This window comes from Acidimangrovimonas sediminis (genome assembly GCF_002871005.1).
In the GTDB taxonomy this organism is placed as follows: domain Bacteria; phylum Pseudomonadota; class Alphaproteobacteria; order Rhodobacterales; family Rhodobacteraceae; genus Acidimangrovimonas; species Acidimangrovimonas sediminis.
On sequence record NZ_PHSN01000001.1, the window covers coordinates 131,263 to 150,679 of the forward strand.

Annotated in this window: 16 protein-coding genes; 6 read left to right on the plus strand and 10 right to left on the minus strand. The window is 68.6% G+C overall.

The genetic code is table 11. The features are described 5' to 3' along the window. Nucleotides 1–11: 11 nt before the first annotated feature. Entirely contained in the window at nucleotides 12–905 is an 894-nt protein-coding gene (locus CVV76_RS00515) for a LysR substrate-binding domain-containing protein (protein ID WP_102222661.1), read from the plus strand. A 15-nt stretch (nucleotides 906–920) separates the two neighbouring features. On the opposite strand, the gene CVV76_RS00520 is transcribed toward CVV76_RS00515, so the two are convergent. From CVV76_RS00520 to CVV76_RS00560, 9 genes are all read right to left on the minus strand, one after another. Further along, nucleotides 921–1,844: a 2-hydroxyacid dehydrogenase gene (locus CVV76_RS00520; protein ID WP_102222662.1), complete on the minus strand. Its 924-nt coding sequence runs from the start codon at nucleotides 1,842–1,844 to the stop codon at nucleotides 921–923. A gap of 3 nt (nucleotides 1,845–1,847) precedes the next feature. Beyond that, nucleotides 1,848–3,293 (minus strand): amidase, encoded by a 1,446-nt coding sequence (locus CVV76_RS00525; RefSeq protein ID WP_102222663.1) that lies wholly within the window; start codon nucleotides 3,291–3,293, stop codon nucleotides 1,848–1,850. Nucleotides 3,294–3,295: 2 nt separating this feature from the next. After that, entirely contained in the window at nucleotides 3,296–4,657 is a 1,362-nt protein-coding gene (locus CVV76_RS00530; protein ID WP_102222664.1) for an aspartate aminotransferase family protein, read from the minus strand. A gap of 52 nt (nucleotides 4,658–4,709) precedes the next feature. Beyond that, nucleotides 4,710–6,329 (minus strand): ABC transporter ATP-binding protein, encoded by a 1,620-nt coding sequence (locus CVV76_RS00535; RefSeq protein ID WP_102222665.1) that lies wholly within the window; start codon nucleotides 6,327–6,329, stop codon nucleotides 4,710–4,712. A gap of 1 nt (nucleotide 6,330) precedes the next feature. Then, a complete protein-coding gene (locus tag CVV76_RS00540) occupies nucleotides 6,331–7,170 on the minus strand; it encodes an ABC transporter permease (RefSeq protein ID WP_102222666.1) in 840 nt (279 codons plus the stop codon). Then, nucleotides 7,167–8,135, minus strand: coding sequence for an ABC transporter permease (locus CVV76_RS00545; RefSeq protein WP_102222667.1), 969 nt, complete (start codon nucleotides 8,133–8,135; stop codon nucleotides 7,167–7,169). Before CVV76_RS00545 ends, CVV76_RS00540 begins: the two co-directional genes overlap by 4 nt. A gap of 123 nt (nucleotides 8,136–8,258) precedes the next feature. Then, complete coding sequence (locus tag CVV76_RS00550) at nucleotides 8,259–9,836, minus strand: ABC transporter substrate-binding protein (RefSeq protein ID WP_102222668.1); 1,578 nt, start codon at nucleotides 9,834–9,836, stop codon at nucleotides 8,259–8,261. Between the two features lie 440 nt (nucleotides 9,837–10,276). After that, nucleotides 10,277–11,227 (minus strand): LysR family transcriptional regulator, encoded by a 951-nt coding sequence (locus CVV76_RS00555; protein WP_158243080.1) that lies wholly within the window; start codon nucleotides 11,225–11,227, stop codon nucleotides 10,277–10,279. Between the two features lie 151 nt (nucleotides 11,228–11,378). Continuing rightward, nucleotides 11,379–12,626 (minus strand): Zn-dependent hydrolase, encoded by a 1,248-nt coding sequence (locus CVV76_RS00560; protein WP_102222670.1) that lies wholly within the window; start codon nucleotides 12,624–12,626, stop codon nucleotides 11,379–11,381. A gap of 311 nt (nucleotides 12,627–12,937) precedes the next feature. Between CVV76_RS00560 and CVV76_RS00565 the strand changes: the two genes are divergently transcribed. Together CVV76_RS00565 and CVV76_RS00570 are read left to right on the plus strand one after the other, a co-directional pair. Beyond that, nucleotides 12,938–13,981, plus strand: a complete 1,044-nt coding sequence (locus tag CVV76_RS00565) for a phosphotransferase (protein WP_102222671.1) — start codon at nucleotides 12,938–12,940, stop codon at nucleotides 13,979–13,981. Beyond that, nucleotides 13,978–15,297 carry an aspartate aminotransferase family protein gene (locus tag CVV76_RS00570; protein ID WP_199178452.1) on the plus strand — a complete coding sequence of 440 codons (1,320 nt, stop codon included), beginning with the start codon at nucleotides 13,978–13,980 and terminating at the stop codon, nucleotides 15,295–15,297. The genes CVV76_RS00565 and CVV76_RS00570 overlap by 4 nt, the downstream gene beginning before the upstream one ends. Nucleotides 15,298–15,316: 19 nt before the next feature. On the opposite strand, the gene CVV76_RS00575 is transcribed toward CVV76_RS00570, so the two are convergent. Continuing rightward, nucleotides 15,317–16,099 (minus strand): GntR family transcriptional regulator, encoded by a 783-nt coding sequence (locus tag CVV76_RS00575; protein ID WP_102222672.1) that lies wholly within the window; start codon nucleotides 16,097–16,099, stop codon nucleotides 15,317–15,319. 75 nt (nucleotides 16,100–16,174) lie between these two features. Between CVV76_RS00575 and hydA the strand changes: the two genes are divergently transcribed. The 3 genes from hydA to CVV76_RS00590 are packed head-to-tail and all read left to right on the plus strand — an operon-like array spanning nucleotide 16,175 to nucleotide 19,373. Beyond that, on the plus strand, nucleotides 16,175–17,581 hold the full coding sequence (gene hydA / locus CVV76_RS00580) for a dihydropyrimidinase (protein ID WP_102222673.1): 1,407 nt from the start codon (nucleotides 16,175–16,177) through the stop codon (nucleotides 17,579–17,581). Beyond that, the gene (locus CVV76_RS00585) at nucleotides 17,578–18,303 is read left to right on the plus strand and encodes a maleate cis-trans isomerase family protein (protein ID WP_102222674.1); all 726 of its coding nucleotides are present in this window, start codon (nucleotides 17,578–17,580) and stop codon (nucleotides 18,301–18,303) included. Before hydA ends, CVV76_RS00585 begins: the two co-directional genes overlap by 4 nt. A 41-nt stretch (nucleotides 18,304–18,344) precedes the next feature. Continuing rightward, nucleotides 18,345–19,373, plus strand: a complete 1,029-nt coding sequence (locus CVV76_RS00590) for a TRAP transporter substrate-binding protein (RefSeq protein WP_102222675.1) — start codon at nucleotides 18,345–18,347, stop codon at nucleotides 19,371–19,373. Nucleotides 19,374–19,417 lie beyond the last annotated feature (44 nt).

The following is a 19,417-nucleotide window of genomic DNA, read 5'->3' on the forward strand; positions in this document are numbered from 1 at the left end:
GAGGTTCCCCGATGACGCTCGACCAGCTTCGGATCTTCGTCGAGGTCGCCGAGCGGCAGCATGTCACCCGCGCGGCCGAGGCGCTGGGTATCGCGCAATCGGCGGCAAGCCATGCCATCGCCGCCCTCGAGGAGCGGTACCGCACGCCGCTGTTCCACCGTATCGGGCGGCGGATCGAACTGACCGAGGCGGGGCGGATGCTGCTGGGCGAGGCGCGCGCCATCCTCGGCCAGGTCGACCATGCCGAGCAGGCACTGACGGAGTTCGACAGCCTGTCGCGCGGTACGCTGCGGGTTGCGGCCAGCCAGACCATCGCCGGCTACTGGCTGCCCGCGCGTCTGGCCGCCTTCCGCCGGGCGCATCCGGCAATCGCGCTGCGCATGACGATCGGCAACACCGCGCAGGTCGCCGAGGCGGTGCTGTCGGGCGCGGCCGAACTTGGCTTTGTCGAAGATGCGGTGACCGACCCGCGGCTGTCCGCCCATGCGGTCGCCGCCGACCGCCTTGTCGTCGTCGTCGCGCCGGATCACCCCTGGGCGGGGGAGGGCGCGCTCGACCCCGCCCGGCTGGCCGAGAGCGCATGGGTCCGCCGCGAACCCGGGTCGGGCACGCGGTCGGCCTTCGAACACGCGACGGCGGGGCTTGGGATCGATGGCACGCGCCTGCCGGTGGCGATGGAACTTCCCTCGAACGAGGCGGTGCGCGCGGCGGCCGAGGCCGGGATGGGGGCCGCGGTGCTTTCGGCCTCGGTCGTGGCGCCCAGCCTTGAGGCCGGGCTGCTGCACCACGTCCCCTTCGCGCTGCCCGAGCGGGTGTTCGAGGTCCTCCACCTGGGCCGCAGCCGCCCGACCCGCGCCGCGACCGCGCTGCTGGGACAGCTGGGGATCGCCTTGCCGGAGGGCTGAGGCCGGGGCGCCGGGTCAGTACCCCCGCGCGCGGTCGACCTGCCACATCAGCGGCTCGCCCCGCGCGTGGCGGCGAATGTTGAGCACGATGTTGCGCGCGGCTTCCTCGGGGTCCAGCCGACCGGCGACATGGGGGGTGACAACCAGACCGGGGATGGCCCAGACCGCATCGTCGGGACCGGGCGGCTCAACCGGCTGGACGTCGGCAAAGGCGCCCGAGAGGTGCCCGCTCTCCAGCGCGCGGGCGAGCGCGGGGTAGTCGCAATGCGCGCCCCGGCCGGCATGGATCAGCCCGGCGCCGGGCTTCATCCGGGCGAAGAACCCGTCATCCATCAGGCCACGCGTCTCGTCGGTCAGCGGCAGCAGGCAGACCACGATGTCCGAGATCGCAAGCAGCCGGTCGAGGCCCTCGGGGCCATGGAGGCAGGTCACGCCGTCGATCCGGCGCGGGTTGCGCGACCAGCCGGCAACGCGGAACCCCAGCCCGGCCAGCACCTCGGCCGAGGCGAGGCCGGTGGTGCCAAGCCCCATCACCCCGACGGTCCGCGTCTCGGTCAGCACCGGCGAGACGGGGTGCCAGCGCCGCGCCTGCTGATCCGACAGGTAGCGCGGCAATTCCCGCGTCAGGGCAAGCGCGGCCATGGCGACATATTGCGACACGCGCCTGGCGTTGGTCGGGCTGACCATCCGCACCAGCGGCACCCCGGCGGGCAGCGCGGCGAACTGGTCGACGCCCGCGCTGACCGAGAACAGCACCTCGAGCCCGGGAAAGCGCCCGTAATCCTCGGGCGGGACGAAGCTGAAGAGATAGCGCACCGCCTCGGGGTCGAACCCGTCGTGGTCGGTGACGATGGGCAGCTCCGGGATCTCCTCGGCGAAGACCCGGCGCAGGGTGTCGATGCGCTCGCCGTCATGCGCGTTGCCGTGACAATAGAACATCGCTCAGGCCGTGTGCGTCTGCGGGGCATCGGGGAACGGCTCGGGGTACGTCGCCTGGTAGGCAGCGGCCAGCGCCAGCACGATGTCGTCGCGAAACAGCGGCCCCACGAGTTGCAGGCCCACCGGCATCCCGTCCTCCGAGACCCCGCACCTGACCGAAACGGCGGGCTGTTCGGTCATGTTGAACGGGTAGGTGAAGGGCGACCAGTCGGTCCATTCGGTCATGCCGCTGCCCGGCGGCACGTCGACGCCCGCCTCGAAGGCCACCAGCGGCATGGTGGGCAGCATCAGCGCGTCATAGCTCTGGTGGAACCGCGCCATGGTCACGCGCAGCTGGGCACGCACCTGGTCGGCGGCGATGAAGTCGCGCGCCGACAACAGGCGCCCCTGCTCGCAGATCGACAGGAAGCCCGGGTCCATCATCGCGCGCTGCTCGGGCGTGGGGTTCACCTGCTCCACCGCCCAGGCCTGCGCCGCGTACCACAGATCGAGAAGCGCTTTCTGAGGGCTGGCAAACCCCGGGTCGACCTCTTCCACGATGGCACCGAGATCGGCCATCCGCTGCGCCGCGCGGTCCACCGCGGCGGCCACGTCGGGGGCAACCGGCGCGCCGTCGAGGGTGCGGGCATAGCCGATCCGCATCCCCTTCACCGCTTCGGCGCCCGCCGTGACGGCCCGGGTGAAATCGGGCACTTCGGGCGGGCAACGGCCGTAAAGCTGTTCGGTCGACGGGCCGGCCACCGCATTGAGGAACAGCGCCGCATCCATCACCGAGCGGGTGAGGGGGCCGCGGTGGGCCAGTTCCATCAGGCCGGTCGGCGCCGTCGAGGGCACCCAGCCGAAGGTCGGCTTGATCCCGAAGACGCCGCAGAACGACGCGGGAATGCGGATCGAGCCCGCGCCGTCCGACCCCTCGTGCAGCACGCCCATGTTCAGCGCCGCCGCCACCGCCGCGCCGCCCGACGACCCGCCCGAGGCCCGCGCGGTGTTCCACGGGTTCACCGTGTTGCCGCCGACCGGCCCGTGGGTCAGCCCCTTCCAGCCGAATTCCGGCGAGGCCGTGGTGCCGAGGATCGGCGTGCCCGCCGCCCGCAGCCGGGTGACGATTTCCAGATCATTGGGGCTGGGCTCCGTCTCGCCGAGGATGGAGCCCTTGCGGAACGGGATGCCCTTGACGCGGGTCAGTTCCTTGATCGTTGCCGGAACCCCGTCGAGGGGCGAGGCCGGCGTGCCGGCCTTCCAGCGCGCTTCGGAGGCGCGGGCCTCGGCCAGCGCGGCGTCGGGCACCACGGTGACGAAGGCGTTCACCGCCCCGTCGAAACGGTCGATCCGGGCCAGCGCCGCCTCCACCGCCTCGACCGGCGATGCCGCGCCCCGGGCGTAGAGCGCGGTCAGCTCTGTCGCGCCCATTTCGCCGAGGTCGGTCTTGTGACTGGTATGCTCGTTCATGGTCACGCCTCCTGTTCGGCCACCAGCCGGTCGAGCGCGCGTCCGACGGCTGCGAACATGTCGTCGATCTGCTCGGCGGTGATGATCAGCGGCGGGCAGAAACACAGCGCATCGCCCACGCCCCGGGCGATCACGCCTTCCTCCAGCAGAAGCGCCTGCGCGCGCTTGCCGACCGCTGCCGGGGTCTCGCCCGGGTGCAGCTCCAGCGCGCCGATCAGGCCGACACCGCGCGACCAGGCCGCTGCCGGATGCGCCTCGAGCGCCTTGAGCGCGGCAAGGAAGCGGGGGGCAAGCCGGGCGGCGTTGCCGACAAGGTCGCGCTCCTCGATGATCTTGAGGTTCTCCAGCCCCACGGCGGTGGCGACCGGGTGGCCCGAGGCGGTGAAGCCATGGCCGAAGATCCCCAGCCGGTGGCTCTCATCCGCGATCGGATCGAAGAAGTCCTGCGACATCAGGATCGCCGAGAGCGGCATGTACGAGGACGAGATCTGCTTGGACGTGACCATCACGTCGGGGCGGATGCCGAAGGTTTCGCAGGCGAACATGTTGCCGGTGCGGCCGAAGCCGCAGATCACCTCGTCCGCGACCAGCAGGATGTCATGGCGGCGCAGCACTGCCTGGATCTTGTCCCAGTATCCGGCGGGCGGCACGATCACCCCGCCCGCGCCCATCACCGGCTCGGCCACCATCGCGGCAATGGTGTCGGCGCCCTCGGCCGCGATCAGATCCTCCAGCGCCGCGGCCATGCGGGTGGAGAACTCCTCCTCGCTCTCGCCGGGCAGGTGGTCGCGCGGATAGTCGGGGGTCAGCGTGTGCTTCATCCGGTCCAGCGGCAGGTCGAAGCTGCCGTGGTTGGCGGGCAGGCCGGTGACCGAACCCGCGGCGATGGTCACGCCGTGATAGCCCTTGATGCGTCCGATGATCTTCTTCTTCGCGGGCAGCCCCAGCGCGTTCGACCGGTACCAGATCATCTTGATCACGAGGTCGTTAGCCTCGGACCCCGACGAGGTGAAATGCACCTTCTTCAGATGCTCGGGCGAGATCTCGATCAGCTTCTCGGCCAGATCGACCGAGGGGCCGTGGCTCTTGTAGTTGAAGGTGTGGTAATAGGGCAGCTTGCGCATCTGGGCATAGGCCACGTCGGCAAGGCGTTCCTCGCCAAAGCCCACGGCGACCGACCACAGCCCCGCCAGACCCTCGATATAGCGGTTGCCCTCGGCGTCGAAGACATAGATCCCCTCGCCCCGGTCGATGATCAGGCCGCCGGTTTCCTCGTACTGCCGCAGGTCGACCGAGGGGTGCATCTGGTATGCGATGTCGCGCGCCTCGATCGAGTTGGCGCCCGGCGGGAACTTGGTATCCATGTCTTGGTGTCCTTCGAGATGTGGTCGGCCGCGAGGCGGCCCGGGTGTAGGGTCAGGCGGCGGACTGGTCCCAGTCGCGGCCGGGAATGGCGTCGATCAGGCTGCGGGTATAGGCGTGGGCCGGCGCGTCGAAGATCTGGGCGCCGGGGCCGAGTTCGACGCAGGCGCCCTTCTGCATCACCATCACCCGGTCGCAGATCTGCGCGGCGACCCGCAGGTCGTGGGTGATGAAGATCAGGCTCAGCCCCAGCTCGCGCTTCAGCTCATCGAGAAGGTCCAGCACCTGCGCCTGGATCGACACGTCGAGGGCCGAAACCGCCTCGTCCGCGACAATCACCTCGGGCTTAAGCGCCAGCGCCCGGGCAATGCCGATCCGCTGCCGCTGGCCGCCGGAAAACTCGTGCGGGAAGCGCCGCGCGGTGCCCGGCAGGCCGACGCGTTCCAACAGCGCCTCGGCCTCCGCCATCGCGGTGGCCACGGGGGTGCCGTAGGCGATGGGCCCGTCGGCGATGGCCCGGCCCACGCGGATGCGCGGGTTGAGCGAGGCGAAGGGGTCCTGAAAGATCATCTGCACCCGACGCCTGAGCGCGCGCAGCTCCGCGCCCTGCAGACGGGTCATGTCCTGTCCGTCGATCGCGATGCGCCCCGCGCTCACGTCCTGCAACCGCACGAGGCAGCGCCCGAGCGAGGATTTCCCCGACCCGCTTTCGCCGACGATCCCCAGCGTCTCGCCGCGCCCCAGCGTGACCGAGATGTCGCGCACTGCCTCGACCTTGCGGGATTTCGCGAAGAGGCCGCCGCCGAGGTGGTAGGTCTTCGACACCCCCTCGACCGTCAACAGCGGCGGGCGTTCGGGCGCCTCGGCCCGGCCCGCGCCCAGCTTGGGAATCGCGTCGATCAGCTTGCGGGTATAGGCATGCTGCGGGTTGCGCAGCACGGTATCGGCGGGCCCTTCCTCGACCACCCGGCCCAGCTGCATCACCGCGACATGATCGGCGATCTCGGCCACCACGCCGAAATCGTGGGTGATGAACATCACCGCCATGTTGTGATCGACCTGCAGCCTGCGGATCAGCTCGAGGATCTGCGCCTGCGTGGTCACGTCCAGCGCGGTGGTGGGTTCGTCGGCCACCAGAACCTCGGGCTCCAGCGCCAGCGCCATGGCGATCACCACGCGCTGCCGCTGCCCGCCCGACAATTGGTGCGGATAGCTGGCCGCGGCGCGGGCAGGATCGGGCAGGCCCACCTCGGTCAGCAGTTCCAGCGCGCGGGCACGCCGTTCGGCCGGGCGCAGAAGGTTGTGCGCTTCGAACACCTCGGCGATCTGGTCGGCGATCTTCATCAGCGGGTTCAGGGCCGACATCGGTTCCTGAAAGATCATCGCCATGCGCCGTCCGCGCAGGCCGCGCATGCCTTCCTCGTCCTGCGCAAGGATGTCGGTGTCGCCCAGGCGGATCCTGCCGTCGGCCACCCGCACGCCCTCGGGCAACAGCCCCATCAAGGCATTGGCCGACATGGATTTTCCAGACCCGGATTCGCCCACCACGCACAGCACTTTGCCGGGGTAGAGGCGGAAATCGACGCGGTCGACGGCATAGGGCCGGTCGGCGCCCTCGGGCAGGGCGATGCGCAGATGGTCGATGGTGACGCTGGGAGAGGGGGTGTCGGTCATCTCAGTCCCTCCGTTTGGAAAGCCGCGGGTTCAGGGCATCGTTCAGCCCCTCGCCGATCAGGTTGAAGGCCAGCACGGTCAGAAGGATCGCGACGCCCGGGAAGAAGCTGATCCACCAGGCCTGCTGCAACACCGTGCGCCCGGCCCCGATGATGTAGCCCCAGCTCATGATGTTCGGGTCGCCAAGGCCCATGAAATCCAGCGCGCTTTCCGTCAGGATCGCGGTCGCCACCATCATCGACGACAGCACGATGACCGGCGAGATGGTGTTGGGCAGGATCTGCCGCCAGATGATGGTGAACCCCGACTGGCCCGACAGCGCGGCGGCTTCGATGAACTCGCGGTGTTTCAGCGACATCACCTCGCCGCGCAGCAGGCGCGCGACGGGGGGCCAGCTGACCACCGCGATGGCCACGATGATCGAGGTGATCGAGGGCTGGAAGATCGCGACCAGCACGATGGCAAAGGCGAAGGCCGGGATCACCTGAAAGAACTCGGTGATACGCGACAGGATGTCATCAACCCAGCCGCCGAAATAGCCCGCCGCCGCCCCGATCGGGATGCCGATGGCAAGGCTGACCAGCGTCGAGACGAACCCCACCAGAAGCGAGACATAGGCGCCGTGCGCGAGGCCCGAGGCAATGTCGCGCCCCAGCGTGTCGGTGCCGAGGATGGCGTCGCCTTCCTGGAACGGCGGCAGGAACGGCATCTGCACCATGTCCCAGGGCGAGCCGGGGAACCAGAAGGGCGCGACGATCGACAGAATCAGCACGACGGCAAGGATGACCAGCCCCACGACGGCGCCACGGTTGCGGCAATAGGCTTTCCAGAATTCACTCATGATGCGCGGATCCTCGGGTCGACGATGCGGTAAAGGATGTCGGTGATCAGGTTGAACAGCAGCACCAGCGCCGAGGAGACCACGAAGACGCCCAGAAGCGTGTTGTAGTCGCGGCTTTGCAGCGCCTCGAACATCAGTCGCCCGATGCCGGGCCAGGCAAAGACCGTCTCGATCAGCACCGCGCCGCCGACTAGCTGCCCCGCGTGCAGGCCCGCCAGCGTGACGACCGGCAGGATCGCGTTGCGCAGCACGTGGCGGCGCTGGATCACGCTGGGCTTCAGCCCCTTGGCGCGGGCGGTTTTCACGAAATCGAGGCGGTTGACCTCCAGCATCGAGGCACGGGTGATGCGCACGTAGGTGGCCATGAAGAACAGGCCCAGCGTCGTAGCCGGCAGCACGAGGTGGCGGGCAATGTCGAAGGCCCGGGCCAGCCCGTGCAGCCCCGAGGCCGCCTGCTCGTAGCCAAAGGCCGGCAGCCAGTCGAGCTGCACCGAGAACAGCAGCACCGCCATCAGCGCCATCCAGAACAGCGGCGTCGCGTAGAACAAAAGCGCCACCGCGGAAATCAGGCTGTCGGACCAGCGGCCCTGCCGGGCGGCGGCGACCACACCGGCCAGCACACCAAGGCCCAGCGAGAGGGCGAAGGCGGTGATCGACAGGATCAGCGTCGCGGGAAGGCGTTGGAGGATCAGCGTGCTCACCGGCATCTGCTGGCGGTAGGAATAGCCGAGATCCCCCATCAGCACGTGGCTGACATAGGCCCAGAGCTGCACATAGAACGGCTGGTCCAGCCCGAACTGCGTGCGCAGCTGTGCCAGGAACTTGGGGTCGGCATCGCCTGCCTCGCCGGCCATGACAAGCGCCGGATCGCCGGGCGCCATGTGAATGAGGCAGAAGTTCAGGACGGTGATGGCCAGAAGGATCAGCACGATCTTCACCAGCCGTCCAAGAAGGAAACGCAGCATCTGTCGGGTCCCGTATGGGCGGGGAAAGGCGGGGCCGCAGGGAAGGCAGCGGCCCCGAAGTTTCCCCCGGCGCGTCGCGTGCGCCGGGGGTCTCAGGTCACGGTGTCAGGTCACGGTGTCACGTCACTTCGCGATCCAGGTATCGCCAAGCGAGTTGCCGACGCCGTTGGCCGTTTCGATCAGGTTGTGGATGTTGCAATCGTAAAGCGTCGGAAAGCTCAGCTCGAGCAGCCAGGCCACCGGCACGTCGGCCTGCAGCGTCTTCTGCACCTCGGTATACAGCTTCTGCCGGTCCTTCGGGTCGGCGGCGACAGCGGCATCCGAGAACAGCTTGTCGACCTTCGGGTTGGAATAGCCCTCGACGTTGTTGAAGGGGTTGCCCTTCTGGATCTGGCTGGAAATGTAGTTCCGTGCCACGCCGATCGCCGGGTCGCCGTTCTCGTAGAGATAGGTGAAGGCGATGTCGTAATCCCATTGCGAGGTCTTCTGGTTCCAGCCGGCCACGTCGGTCGACTCGATCTCCACCGGCATGCCCACAGCCTTGAGGTTCTGCTTCACCACCTCGGCCCAGCGTTGCCAGGTCTCGCCATAGGGCAGGGGCAGCAGGCGCAGCGGCTTGCCGTCGTAGCCCGCTTCCTTCAGCAGCTCCTTGGCCTTCTTGGGGTTGTAGGAATACTGCGGATCGACCTTGTCAAAGAACGGGATGGTCGAGGTGATCGGGCCGGAGGCCACCTTGCCGTAGCCGTTCCACAGCACCTTGAGCATCAGCTTGCGGTTCAGCGCGTACATGATCGCCTGCCGGACCTTCGGGTTGCTCAGCGGCTTCTCGCGGTTGTTGAGCCACATGAAGGACAGCGGCGCATTGTATTCCCAACCCTTCTCGGACAGGCAGACGCCCTTGCCCTTGGCCAGCCGCGGGATGTCGAAGTTCTCGACCGAACCGCCGGGCAGCACCTTGACCGTGCCGGTCTGGAAGGCGGTCGCGCGCGAGGCGGCGTCCGGGATCACGTGATAGACCACCTGGTCGAGGTAGGGGTGCCCCTTCTTCCAGTAGTAGGGGTTGCGGTCGAGCTCGATATAGCTGCCCTTCTTCCATTCCTTGAGCATGAAGGGGCCGGTGCCGACCGGACGATCGTTGGCCGGGTTCTTCAGGAAGTCGGTGCCCTTGTAGATATGCTCGGGCACGATGGGCGCCACGTTGTAGCTGAGCGAGCGGATGAAGGGGCCGTAGGGTTCCTTCATCTTGAACACCACGGTGTTGTCGTCGGGGGCCGTGACCGAGGCCACGTGACGCATCACCTCGCGCCACTTCGGCTTGGTGGTGGTCAGGAACTTGTCCATCGTGAAGACCACGTCTTCCGCGGTCATCGGCTTGCCGTCGGAGAACTTGACGTCGGGCTGGAGGTGGAAGGTGTAGGTCAGCCCGTCCTTCGAGATCTCCCAGCTTTTCGCCAGCGACGGCTCGGGCTTGAGGTCGGTGGTATAGCGCAGCAGCCCCTCGTAGATCGAGCCGCCGACCATCAGGCTGGGCCCGTTGGTGATGATGCCGATCATCAGGCCCGGGGGTTCGGGCTGCACCACGAGGTCGAGACGGCCACCCTTGACGGGCGTGGAATCGGAGCTTGCGGCATGGCTGGCGGTCGCGGCCAGCGTCAGGCCAAGCGCAACAACCCCGCTGCGAAGCGCGCGGTCTAGAAGCATGTCGAATTACCTTCCTGTTGGCGGGTCCTTTCGGGGCCCTTTTGGTCGGTTCGGCCCCGCGGTCGCGCGGACCCGGGCCGGTGGGGCGAGCCGGTTTTGCCCGGCTTCGGTCCTCGTCCCGACCGTCCCTCGGGGCGCCTTTGCGAAAGCGCCGGCAGGGGCCGGATCCGGGATCGGGGCTCGTGGAACCAGACTGCGAAGGCCCCCCGGCACTGTCCAATGAAAATCGCCAATCGGGGCCATTAGCGCGGGCTATGGCGACCGGCTTCGCGGGTTTTCCCCTGTCGGAACAAGCCGATGAGGGCCGCATGCCACCCCAGCGGGGTGCGGGTCGTCCCCCCGGGGCGCCACTTTATCGGGCAGACTGCCTAGAACGATGGTGCACGTGGAACCGATGCCGCACCCCGCACCGCGCCCCCGCGCCACGGGCGCGAGCGAAGTCAGGAGCCGTAAACCCGTTCCTCGGGCGGGCGCAGGTGGGCCTGTTCGGTGAAGGCGCGCCACAGCTCCTGCTCGATCGGCGAGCGGGCGTGTTCCGCCAGCGTGGCGACGTAGATGTCGGCGCGGGGGATGTCCTCGTAGGGCGGCAGACGCCAGAGCCGACCGGCCTCGCAGTCGGGTTCGGCCACGTGGACGGGAAGGGGGCCGACGCCGAGCCCCGCGACGATCATGCGACGGACTTCCTCGAGGTTGTGCGAGGTGCCGACCACATCGCCGCTCAACTTGGCGCGCAGCCTGAGCGCCGCGACCTCCATCAGGGCGCGGTCGGTGCGTTCGGTGACGAAACCGACCGAGGCCTCTCCCTCCAGATCGGCCAGCGTCAGGTCGGTGCGGCCGAACAGCGGATGCGCCGGCCCGCAGTAAAGCGCGAAATGCTCCTGGAACAGAAAGGTCAGGTCGAGCTGCGGGCTGCGTTCGCTGACGAGGCAGACCGCAAGCTGTGCCCGGCGGCTGGCCACCATCGCCAGCGCTTCGCGCGAGGCGACGACGCTGAGGGTCAGCCGCACCTTGGGGTGCCGCCGGTGGAAGGTTGCCAGCGCCGCGTCGAACTCGCGGCAGATGACGTGGCTTGCCAGCACGATCACCGCCTCGCCCTGCAATTCGACGTCGCTCTGGTCCAGCCGCATCGGCAGGCGCGAGACGGCGGCGTTGATCTCTTCTGCCTCGGCCAGCAGGGCAAGGCCCGCGTCGGTCAGGGCGAAGCTGGTGGGGCTGCGCTCGATCAGGCGGCGGCCCACCTGTTCCTCCAGCCGCTTGAGGCTGACCGAGACGGCGGGCTGCGTCAGGTTCAGCCGCTGCGCCGCATCGGTGATCGACCGTGCCCGCGCGATCGTCACGAAGCTGCGCAGGAGGTTCCAGTCCAGATGTGGAGATACGATCTCTTTCGTCACCGGCTTGTCCTGCTTGCATCGCCCTTTCGGCGGCGACGCAGTCAGGACGGCAGAAGCGGCGGGAAGGGTCAACAACCCGTCTGCACTTCGCTGCCCCCGAACAGGGCATCTGCCTTATTTGGCGTCATATGTCGCCCGGCGCGGGCGCGGATCAGCCGGCGGCCTGCCGTGCCATCTCGGCCAGCAGGCGGGCGCCGTTCGCTGCCTGCTCGGGGCTGCACCATTCCGCCTCGCTGTGCGAGACGCCGCCGCGGCAGGGCACGAAGATCAGCGCGGTGGGGCACAGGCCGGCCAGGCTCAGCGCGTCATGCGCCGTCAGCGTGGGCATGGTGATCGCGCCCAGCCCCAGGCGCGCGGCGACCTCCAGCCCGGTCGTGACCAACCCCTGGTCGAATGCCACGGGCGCACGGTAATGCCGGTGCTCAAGCGTGATTTCCAGCCCCCGGGCATCGCGGATCGCCGCGACCGCGGCCTCGATCCGCGCGACCATCCGGTCGCGTTCGCCGGCATCGAGATGCACCACGGCCCAGCTCATTCGTGTCAGGTGCGGCACGTTCACACGGTTGTTCGGCCAGTTCTCGATCACCGAGACACCGACCATTCCGTCGGGCTCGGCACCGGCGCCGATCTTCTCGATCTCCAGAATCAGCTCCGCCGCGGCCGCCAGCGCATTGCGGCGGCGCGACATCGGCAGGGTCTGCGTGTGGCCGTTCTCTCCGTGCAGGCTGACGTAGCCCGAGCACATGGCAGAGCTGCGCGTCACCATGGCGATGTCCTGCCCCTCGGTCTCCAGCCGCGCGGACTGCTCGATGTGCAGCTCCAGGTAGCGGTGGGGAACGGGGCCGGGCAGGGGGGCATCGGCGATCCCGGAAAGCCCTGGCCGTGCATTCGCCATCTCGTCGGAAAGCCGGACGCCCGTGCTGTCGCGCCGCTCCAGTACCTCGCCAAGCGCCAGCTGCCCCGCGTAGACGGCCGACCCCATCACGCCCGGCTGGAACCGCGCGCCTTCCTCGTTGGTCCAGTTGACGATCTCGACAGGGTGGCGCGTGGCAAGGCCCGCCCGGGTCATGGCGCGCGCCACCTCGAGGCCCGCCAAGACGCCGAGCGGCCCGTCAAAGCGACCGCCTGGCATCTGGGTGTCGAGATGGCTGCCGATGACGACCGGCGGCAGGGTCGGGTCGGTACCCTCGCGCCGCGCGAACATGTTGCCGATCGCGTCGATCCGCAGCGCCAGCCCGGCCTCCTGCGCCCAATGGGCGAAAAGCGCGCGGCCCGCGCGGTCCGCGGGCGACAGCGCGGGGCGGTAGGATCCGCCGGCTGCCGTGCCGCCGATCACGCCCAGCGTCATCAGATCCGACCACAGGCGGTCGCGATCAATCGCAAGCTGCGCGCGGGTCATGCGACGTCTCCCGTATCAAGGACGCCCCGTCTGCCAGTCCTCGGCCGGGGCCTGGTGCCATGAAGGCACGCCCCGTCCGGGGCGGCCAATGAAACCTCTCGATGGGGGCCATAGCCCGCGTCTATGGTGATCGCGGCAAGGGCAATTTCGGGGGCGTTTCGGCGCATTTCGGGTGGCATGCGCGCCGTTCCGCTCCGGGGTTGACGCTGTCGCAGGTCTGCGGATAGCTCAGTCCGGCCCGGCGGGGCGACCTGCCCGGGCCTTCAGCGGCACCGCGTCCGAGGGGCGCGCAGCACGGCGGGCAGTCCCGAATGCAACTTGACCTCAGCTTCGAGCGGATCGCGCTTCCGGCCGTGCGGGAGATGATCGCGGATCACTACGGCCTGACCGGGGAGGTCACGCCGCTGTCGGCCGAGAAGGACCAGCTTTTCGACCTCAGGGCGGACGGGCCCCGGACGGACGGGCGACGGCTCTTGTTTCGCATCACCCACCCGACCGAGACGGATGAGGAAGCCGCGCTGCAGATTGCCGTACTGGAACATCTTGCGCGGGTGGCGCCCGACATCCCGGTGCAGCGGCTGGTGCCGACCCGGGCGGGCGCGCCGATGGCCCGGATCCGCGATCAGGGCGGTGCCGGCCGCAACCTGCGGCTGGTGACCTGGCTCGACGGAGCGCTTTTCCGTCATTCGCGGGCGGGGCTTGTGCAGGCGCAGGCGCTGGGGGCCGCCTGGGCCGGGCTGAGCCGAAGCCTTGAGGGCTTCGATCACCCCGGCCTGCAACGCCAAAGCCCCTGGAACCTGCGCGAGGCCGGCACCACCCGTGCCGCGCTTTCCGGGCTGGCGGATGCGGACCGGCGTGATGCCCTGGCGCGGCTGCACGACAGGCTGGCGCCGGGGCTGGAGGCGGGTTTCGCGGCGCTGCCGCTCTGCCCGGTGCACAACGATTTCAGCGGCGACAACATCCTCGTCGATCCGCAGCGGCCCGAACGGCTGACCGGGATCCTCGACTTCGGCGACCTCACCGCATCGCACCGCATCTGCGACGTTGCGGTGGCGGCCTGCGACTTTCTCGAGGGTGGAGAGGATCCGCTGGCGCGTTCCGCCGCCTTCGTCGCGGGTTTCGCCGAGGCGCAGCCGCTGACGGAGATCGAGCGCGCGCTTGTCTTCGACCTGATCCTGATGCGGCTTTTCCTGCGCATCGCCATTGCCGAACTGCGCGCCGCGGCCAACCCCGCGAACCATGCGTACCTGACCCGAAACACCGCGCGGCTGCGCGACCGTCTGGCCGAGCTTGAGGCGCTTGACCCCGGCCGCGCCGCCGCCCGCTTCCACGCTGCCGGAGACCCGACACCATGAGCCCGCGCGACCGCATGATCAACGCCTTCGACCCCGCGCGCGCCGACGGCCTGTCCCCCGCCGCGGGGGACCTGATCCGCCGCCGGGCGCAGGCAATGGGCCCGATGTACCGCCTGCTCTATGCCGAGCCGGTCGAGGTTGCCCGCGCCAGCGGCGCCGAGATCTGGAGCCCGGCGGGAGAGCGCTATCTCGATGCCTACAACAACGTTCCCGTGCTGGGCCATTCGCACCCCGCCGTGGCCGAGGCGGTGGCGGCGCAGCTGGGGCGCTACAACACCAACACGCGCTACCTCGAACCCATGGTCGTCGACTATGCTGAGCGCCTGCTGGCCACCTTTCCGGGCCCCCTCGGCCACGTCATGTTCACCTGCTCGGGGAGCGAGGCGGTGGACCTGTCGCTGAGGATTGCGCGGCGGCGGACCGGGGCGCAGGGGATCGTCGTCACCCGCAACGCTTATCACGGCAACTCGCTGGCCACCGCCGCCCTCTCGCCCAGCTCGGGGCCCGGGGTGCCGCTGGATCCGGCGGTGCGCGTCATCCCCGCGCCCGAGGATGCGCCCGAGGTGTTCCTTGCCGCGCTCGAAGCGGCGATCTGCGATCTGCAGCGGCACGGGTTTGGCCTTGCCGCGGTGCTCTTCGATTCTGTCTTTTCCTCGGACGGGCTGTGGCTGGAGCCGGCGGGCCTTCTCGGCCGGGCGGCCGGGATCGCGCGGGCGCAGGGCGGGCTGTGGATCGCCGACGAGGTGCAGCCGGGGTTCGGCCGCATGGGGCACGGGCTGTGGGGGTTCGACCGCCACGGCGTGGTGCCCGACCTCGTCGCATTGGGAAAGCCGATGGGCAACGGCCTGCCGGTCGCCGCGGTGGTCACCCGGCCCGAGCATGTCGCCGATTTCGGCCGCGAGGCGCGGTATTTCAACACGTTCGGCGGCAATCCGGTCTGCATCGCCGCAGCCTCCGCCGTGCTCGACACGATCGTGGCCGAAGGGCTGGTGGACCGGGCCCGCCGTGTCGGCGACGGGCTGCGCGCGGCGCTGGAAGATCTCGCGCTGCGGCACGCCCGGGTGGCGGCGGTGCGTGGCGCGGGGCTTTACCTTGCGGTCGAGTTCCGGGATCCGGAGACCGGTGTCCCGGATCCCGATACCACGCTGGCGGTGATCGGCGATCTGCGCCGCCGTGGCATCCTGATAAGCGGCTGCGGTGCTGCGGGGAACTGCCTGAAGATCCGCCCGCCGTTGTGTTTCTCCGCTGCGCAGGCGGAGGAGCTGTCCTCCGCCATCGACCTGGCGCTCGGCACCCTGGCGCCGGGCGGGGCGTGACGCGCCCGGGAGCCACGCCTCAAGCCGCGCTTTCCCGCAGGCGTTCCGCAAGGGCGCGGCCGGAGTTGAGCAGGTGCCGGCGCCACATCGCCGCCACCGCCGCGGGGTCATGGCGGCGCAGAAGCTCCATCATCTGCTCATGCTCGTCCATCGCCTCTTCCCAGCGGCTGTCGTCCGACAGCGCCATGTGCCGCCCGAGGCGCGCACGCATCATCAGCCGGCCATGGGCATCGGCGAGGATCGGGTTGCCGCATTCCGCGATGATCAGCTCGTGGATCGCGCTGTTGACGGCGAAGTAGTCGTCCAGCTCTCCACGCTCGAAATGCCCGCGCATCCGGGCGTGCAGATCCTCGATCTCGCGCATGCGCGCCGCGGTCACCCGCTCCGAGAACTCGCGGGCCGCCAGCGCCTCCAGCTCGGCGATGACCATGAAGAGGTTGCGCGCCTCCTCGGCATCGAACCCCGCCACCTCGGCCCCCCTGTGGGGGCGCAGAACGACCAGCCCCTCCGCCGACAGGATCTTCAGCGCCTCACGGACCGGAGTGCGTGAGATTGCATGCAATTCAGCAATATCCCTTTCGATGATTCTGGTGCCGGGCGCCAGCTTACCGTTGATGATTCGGCTGCGGACCTCGGCGGCGATGTCTTCGGGGTTTTGGCCAAGTTTTCTTAATTCTTTTTTATTATCCATGCCTTGCTGCCTGTCCTCGCGGTTTCTTCTCTCTGCCGGGCGGGGGAGGGGTCTTCGCGCATCTCCGCGGAATTGTGCATCTGTCAAAAGGTATGCAAAAATTTCGGGCATATCCGTGAAAAACCCTGAATCCTCCGTGACGATCTCAGGATGATTGCATACCAAAAAATTCGCAAGGAGACGCGCATGAATTTTGACAGCATTATCCGCGGGGCGACCGTGGTCACGGGCGACGACGCCCGCGTCGCCGATATCGGGATCGCCGGCGGGCGCATCGTGGCGCTGGCCGAGCGGCTGGAAGATGCCGCTGCCGAGGTGATCGACGCGGCCGGATTGGTCGCGCTGCCGGGCGGGATCGACAGCCACGTCCACATCTCGCAGCCCTCCGGGCCCGGGGTGGTCATGGCCGACGATTTCGACAGCGCCACGCGCTCGGCCGCTTTCGGCGGCAATACCACAGTGATGCCGTTCTGCCTGCCGAAGGGGGCGATGACCCTGCGCGAGGCGGTGGCCGATTACGTGGCGCAGGCGCGGGACAAGTGCCACCTCGACGTCGCGATGCACCTGATCGTGCACCGCACCGATCCGGTGACGCTGGGCCAGGACCTGCCGGCGCTGCACGCCGCGGGCTTCACCTCGTTCAAGATCTTCATGACCTATGCCGACATGGCGCTGACCGACCGGCAGATCCTCGACGTGATGAAGGTGGCCAAGGGGCTGGGCGCCGCGGTCATGATCCACGCCGAGAATGAGGATGCGATCGAATACCTGCGCGACGAGGCCGAGCGGGCCGGGCAGGGCGCGCCCTACATGCACGCCCGGACCCGACCGGTTCCGGTCGAGCGCGAGGCGACGCACCGGGCGCTGTCGCTGGCCGAGATCAGCGAGATTCCGATCACCATCGTGCACGTCTCGAACGGCGAGGCGCTGGACGAGATCCGGCGCGCCCGGATGCGCGGCCAGACCGTGCATGCCGAGACCTGCCCGCAATACCTGACGCTGACTGCCGACGACATGGACCGCGCGGGGTTCGAGGGGGCGAAGTACGTCTGCTCTCCGCCGCCGCGCGACACCGAGGCGCAGGCGGCCTGCTGGCAGGGGCTGGAACTGGGCGATTTCGACCTGTTCTCGTCGGATCACTGTCCGTTCCGCTTTGCCGACAGCGCGGGCAAGGATGCGGCCGGGGCGCGCGCGAACTTCCGCAACATCCCGAACGGGATCCCGGGGGTCGAGACGCGGCTGCCGATCCTGTTCTCGGAAGGGGTAGTGAAGGGGCGGATCACGTTGCCGCACTTTGCCCGGATCACCGCGACGAACCACGCCCGCCTCTATGGTCTGGCCCCGCGCAAGGGGATGATCGCGATCGGGGCCGATGCCGACATCGTGCTGTGGGACCCGACGCTGACCCGCACCCTGACGCAGGACGACCTGCATCACGGTGCCGACTACACGCCCTGGGAAGGTTTCGAGGTCACGGGCTGGCCCGTCGCCAGCTTCCTGCGCGGCAAGCCGCTGTTGCGCGACGGCGCCCTCGTCGAGGGGCGGGGCGGCGTCATCGAATGTGGACAACCCGACCAGAGGTACTGGCAATGACGCGGATCGGACTGATCACCCCCTCTTCCAACACGGTGCTGGAGCCAGAGACCTACGGCCTGCTGCGCGACGTGCCCGGCATCACGGCGCATTTCGCCCGGTTCACCGTGCTGAAGATCGGCACGGACGCGGCCGCGATCGGCCAGTTCAGCCTTGAGCCGCAGCTTGCTGCGGCCGAGATGCTGGCCCATTGCAAGCCCGACGTGATCGCCTGGTGCGGCACCTCGGGCGGATGGATGGGGCCGGCGCAGGACGAGGCGCTCTGCGCCGGGATCACCGAGCGCACGGGCCTGCCCGCGACGACGGCCACGCTTGCCAAGATCGAGGCCTTCCGCAGCCTCGGCGTGCGCAGCTACGGCCTTGTCACACCCTACCTGTCGGACATCCAGTCACGGATCGTCGACACCTTCGGCGGCCTCGGCTTCGACTGCGCCGCCGAGGAGCATCTCGAAGATCCGGGCAACTTCTCCTTCTCGACCTACGGGCCCGAGCAGATCTCGGGGATGGTTCGCCGCGTGGGGGCCGCGCGTCCCGACGCGATCAGCATCTTCTGCACCAACTTCAACGGCGTGCGCATCGCCCCCGGCCTCGAACGGGAACTGGGCATCCCTGTGATCGACTCGACCACGCTGACCCTTTGGCACGCCCTCGTGCTTGCCGGTGTCGACCCGTCGGTCGTGCCGGGGCAGGGCGCGCTGTTTAGGCAAAAGACGACCGCGTAAAGCGGCTTTCAACCCTCACCCCTCCAACACGGGAGACATCCATGAAACGTCTACTGACCTCCGCCGTGCTGGCGCTGGCGCTGGCCTCGCCGGCGGTGGCCCAGACCATGCAGTTCAAGGTGCTGGGCCAGCCCACCTCGATCGGCAAGATCTTCGATGAGCTGGAAAAGCCATTCTTCGAGAATTTCGGCAAGAGCACGGGGCTTGACGTCAAGGCGAACTTCAGCCCGATCGACACCACCGGCATCAAGGACACCGAGGGTCTGCGGATGGTGAAATCCGGGCTCTTCGACATCGTGTCGCTGCGCTTCTCGCCGATCTCGCGCGATGCGCCGGTGGCGCTCGGGCTCGACCTCGTGGGGCAGAACCCCGACTACAAGACGGCGAAGAAATCGATCGACCTGTTCCTGCCGGAGGTGAAGAAGGTCTTCGCCAAGCAGTTCAACACCAAGCTTCTGGGCGTCTGGCCGTTCGGTCCGCAGGTCCTGTTCTGCAAGCCCAAGGTCACGGGCCTGGCCGACCTGAAGGGCAAGAAGGTGCGGGTGTTCGATCAGAGCATGGCCGATTTCATCAGCTCGCTCGGCGGCACGCCGGTGCCGATGGCCTTCCCCGAGGTGCAGCAGGCGCTCCAGCGTGGCGTCGTCGATTGCGCGCTGACCGGGCCCAGCTCGGCCAATGCGGCGGGCTGGCCCGAGGTTGCGACCACCGTCATCCCGGTCGGCTTCAGCATGGCGTTCAACGGCTACGGCATGAACATGAACAGCTGGAATAAGCTGACCCCCGACCAGCAGAAGAAGATGCAATCCGCCTTCGACACCCTCGACGGCAAGATCTGGAAGCGGTCGGAAGAGCTGTACGACGAGGCGATGCGCTGCAACTCGGGCGGCAAGCCCTGCTCGCTGCACAGCTACAACCTGACGGTCGCGAAGCCTTCGAAGGCGGATTTCGCGGCGGTGAACAAGGCGCTGGCGACGATCTCCTACCCCGCGTGGAAGCCGATCTGCGACAAGTCGACCCCCGGCTGCTCCAAGGCCTGGATGGATACCGTGGGCAAGGCCAAGGGCCTCTGATACCGCACCGCACGCCCCGCCCGTGGCGGGGCGTGCCTTCGCAC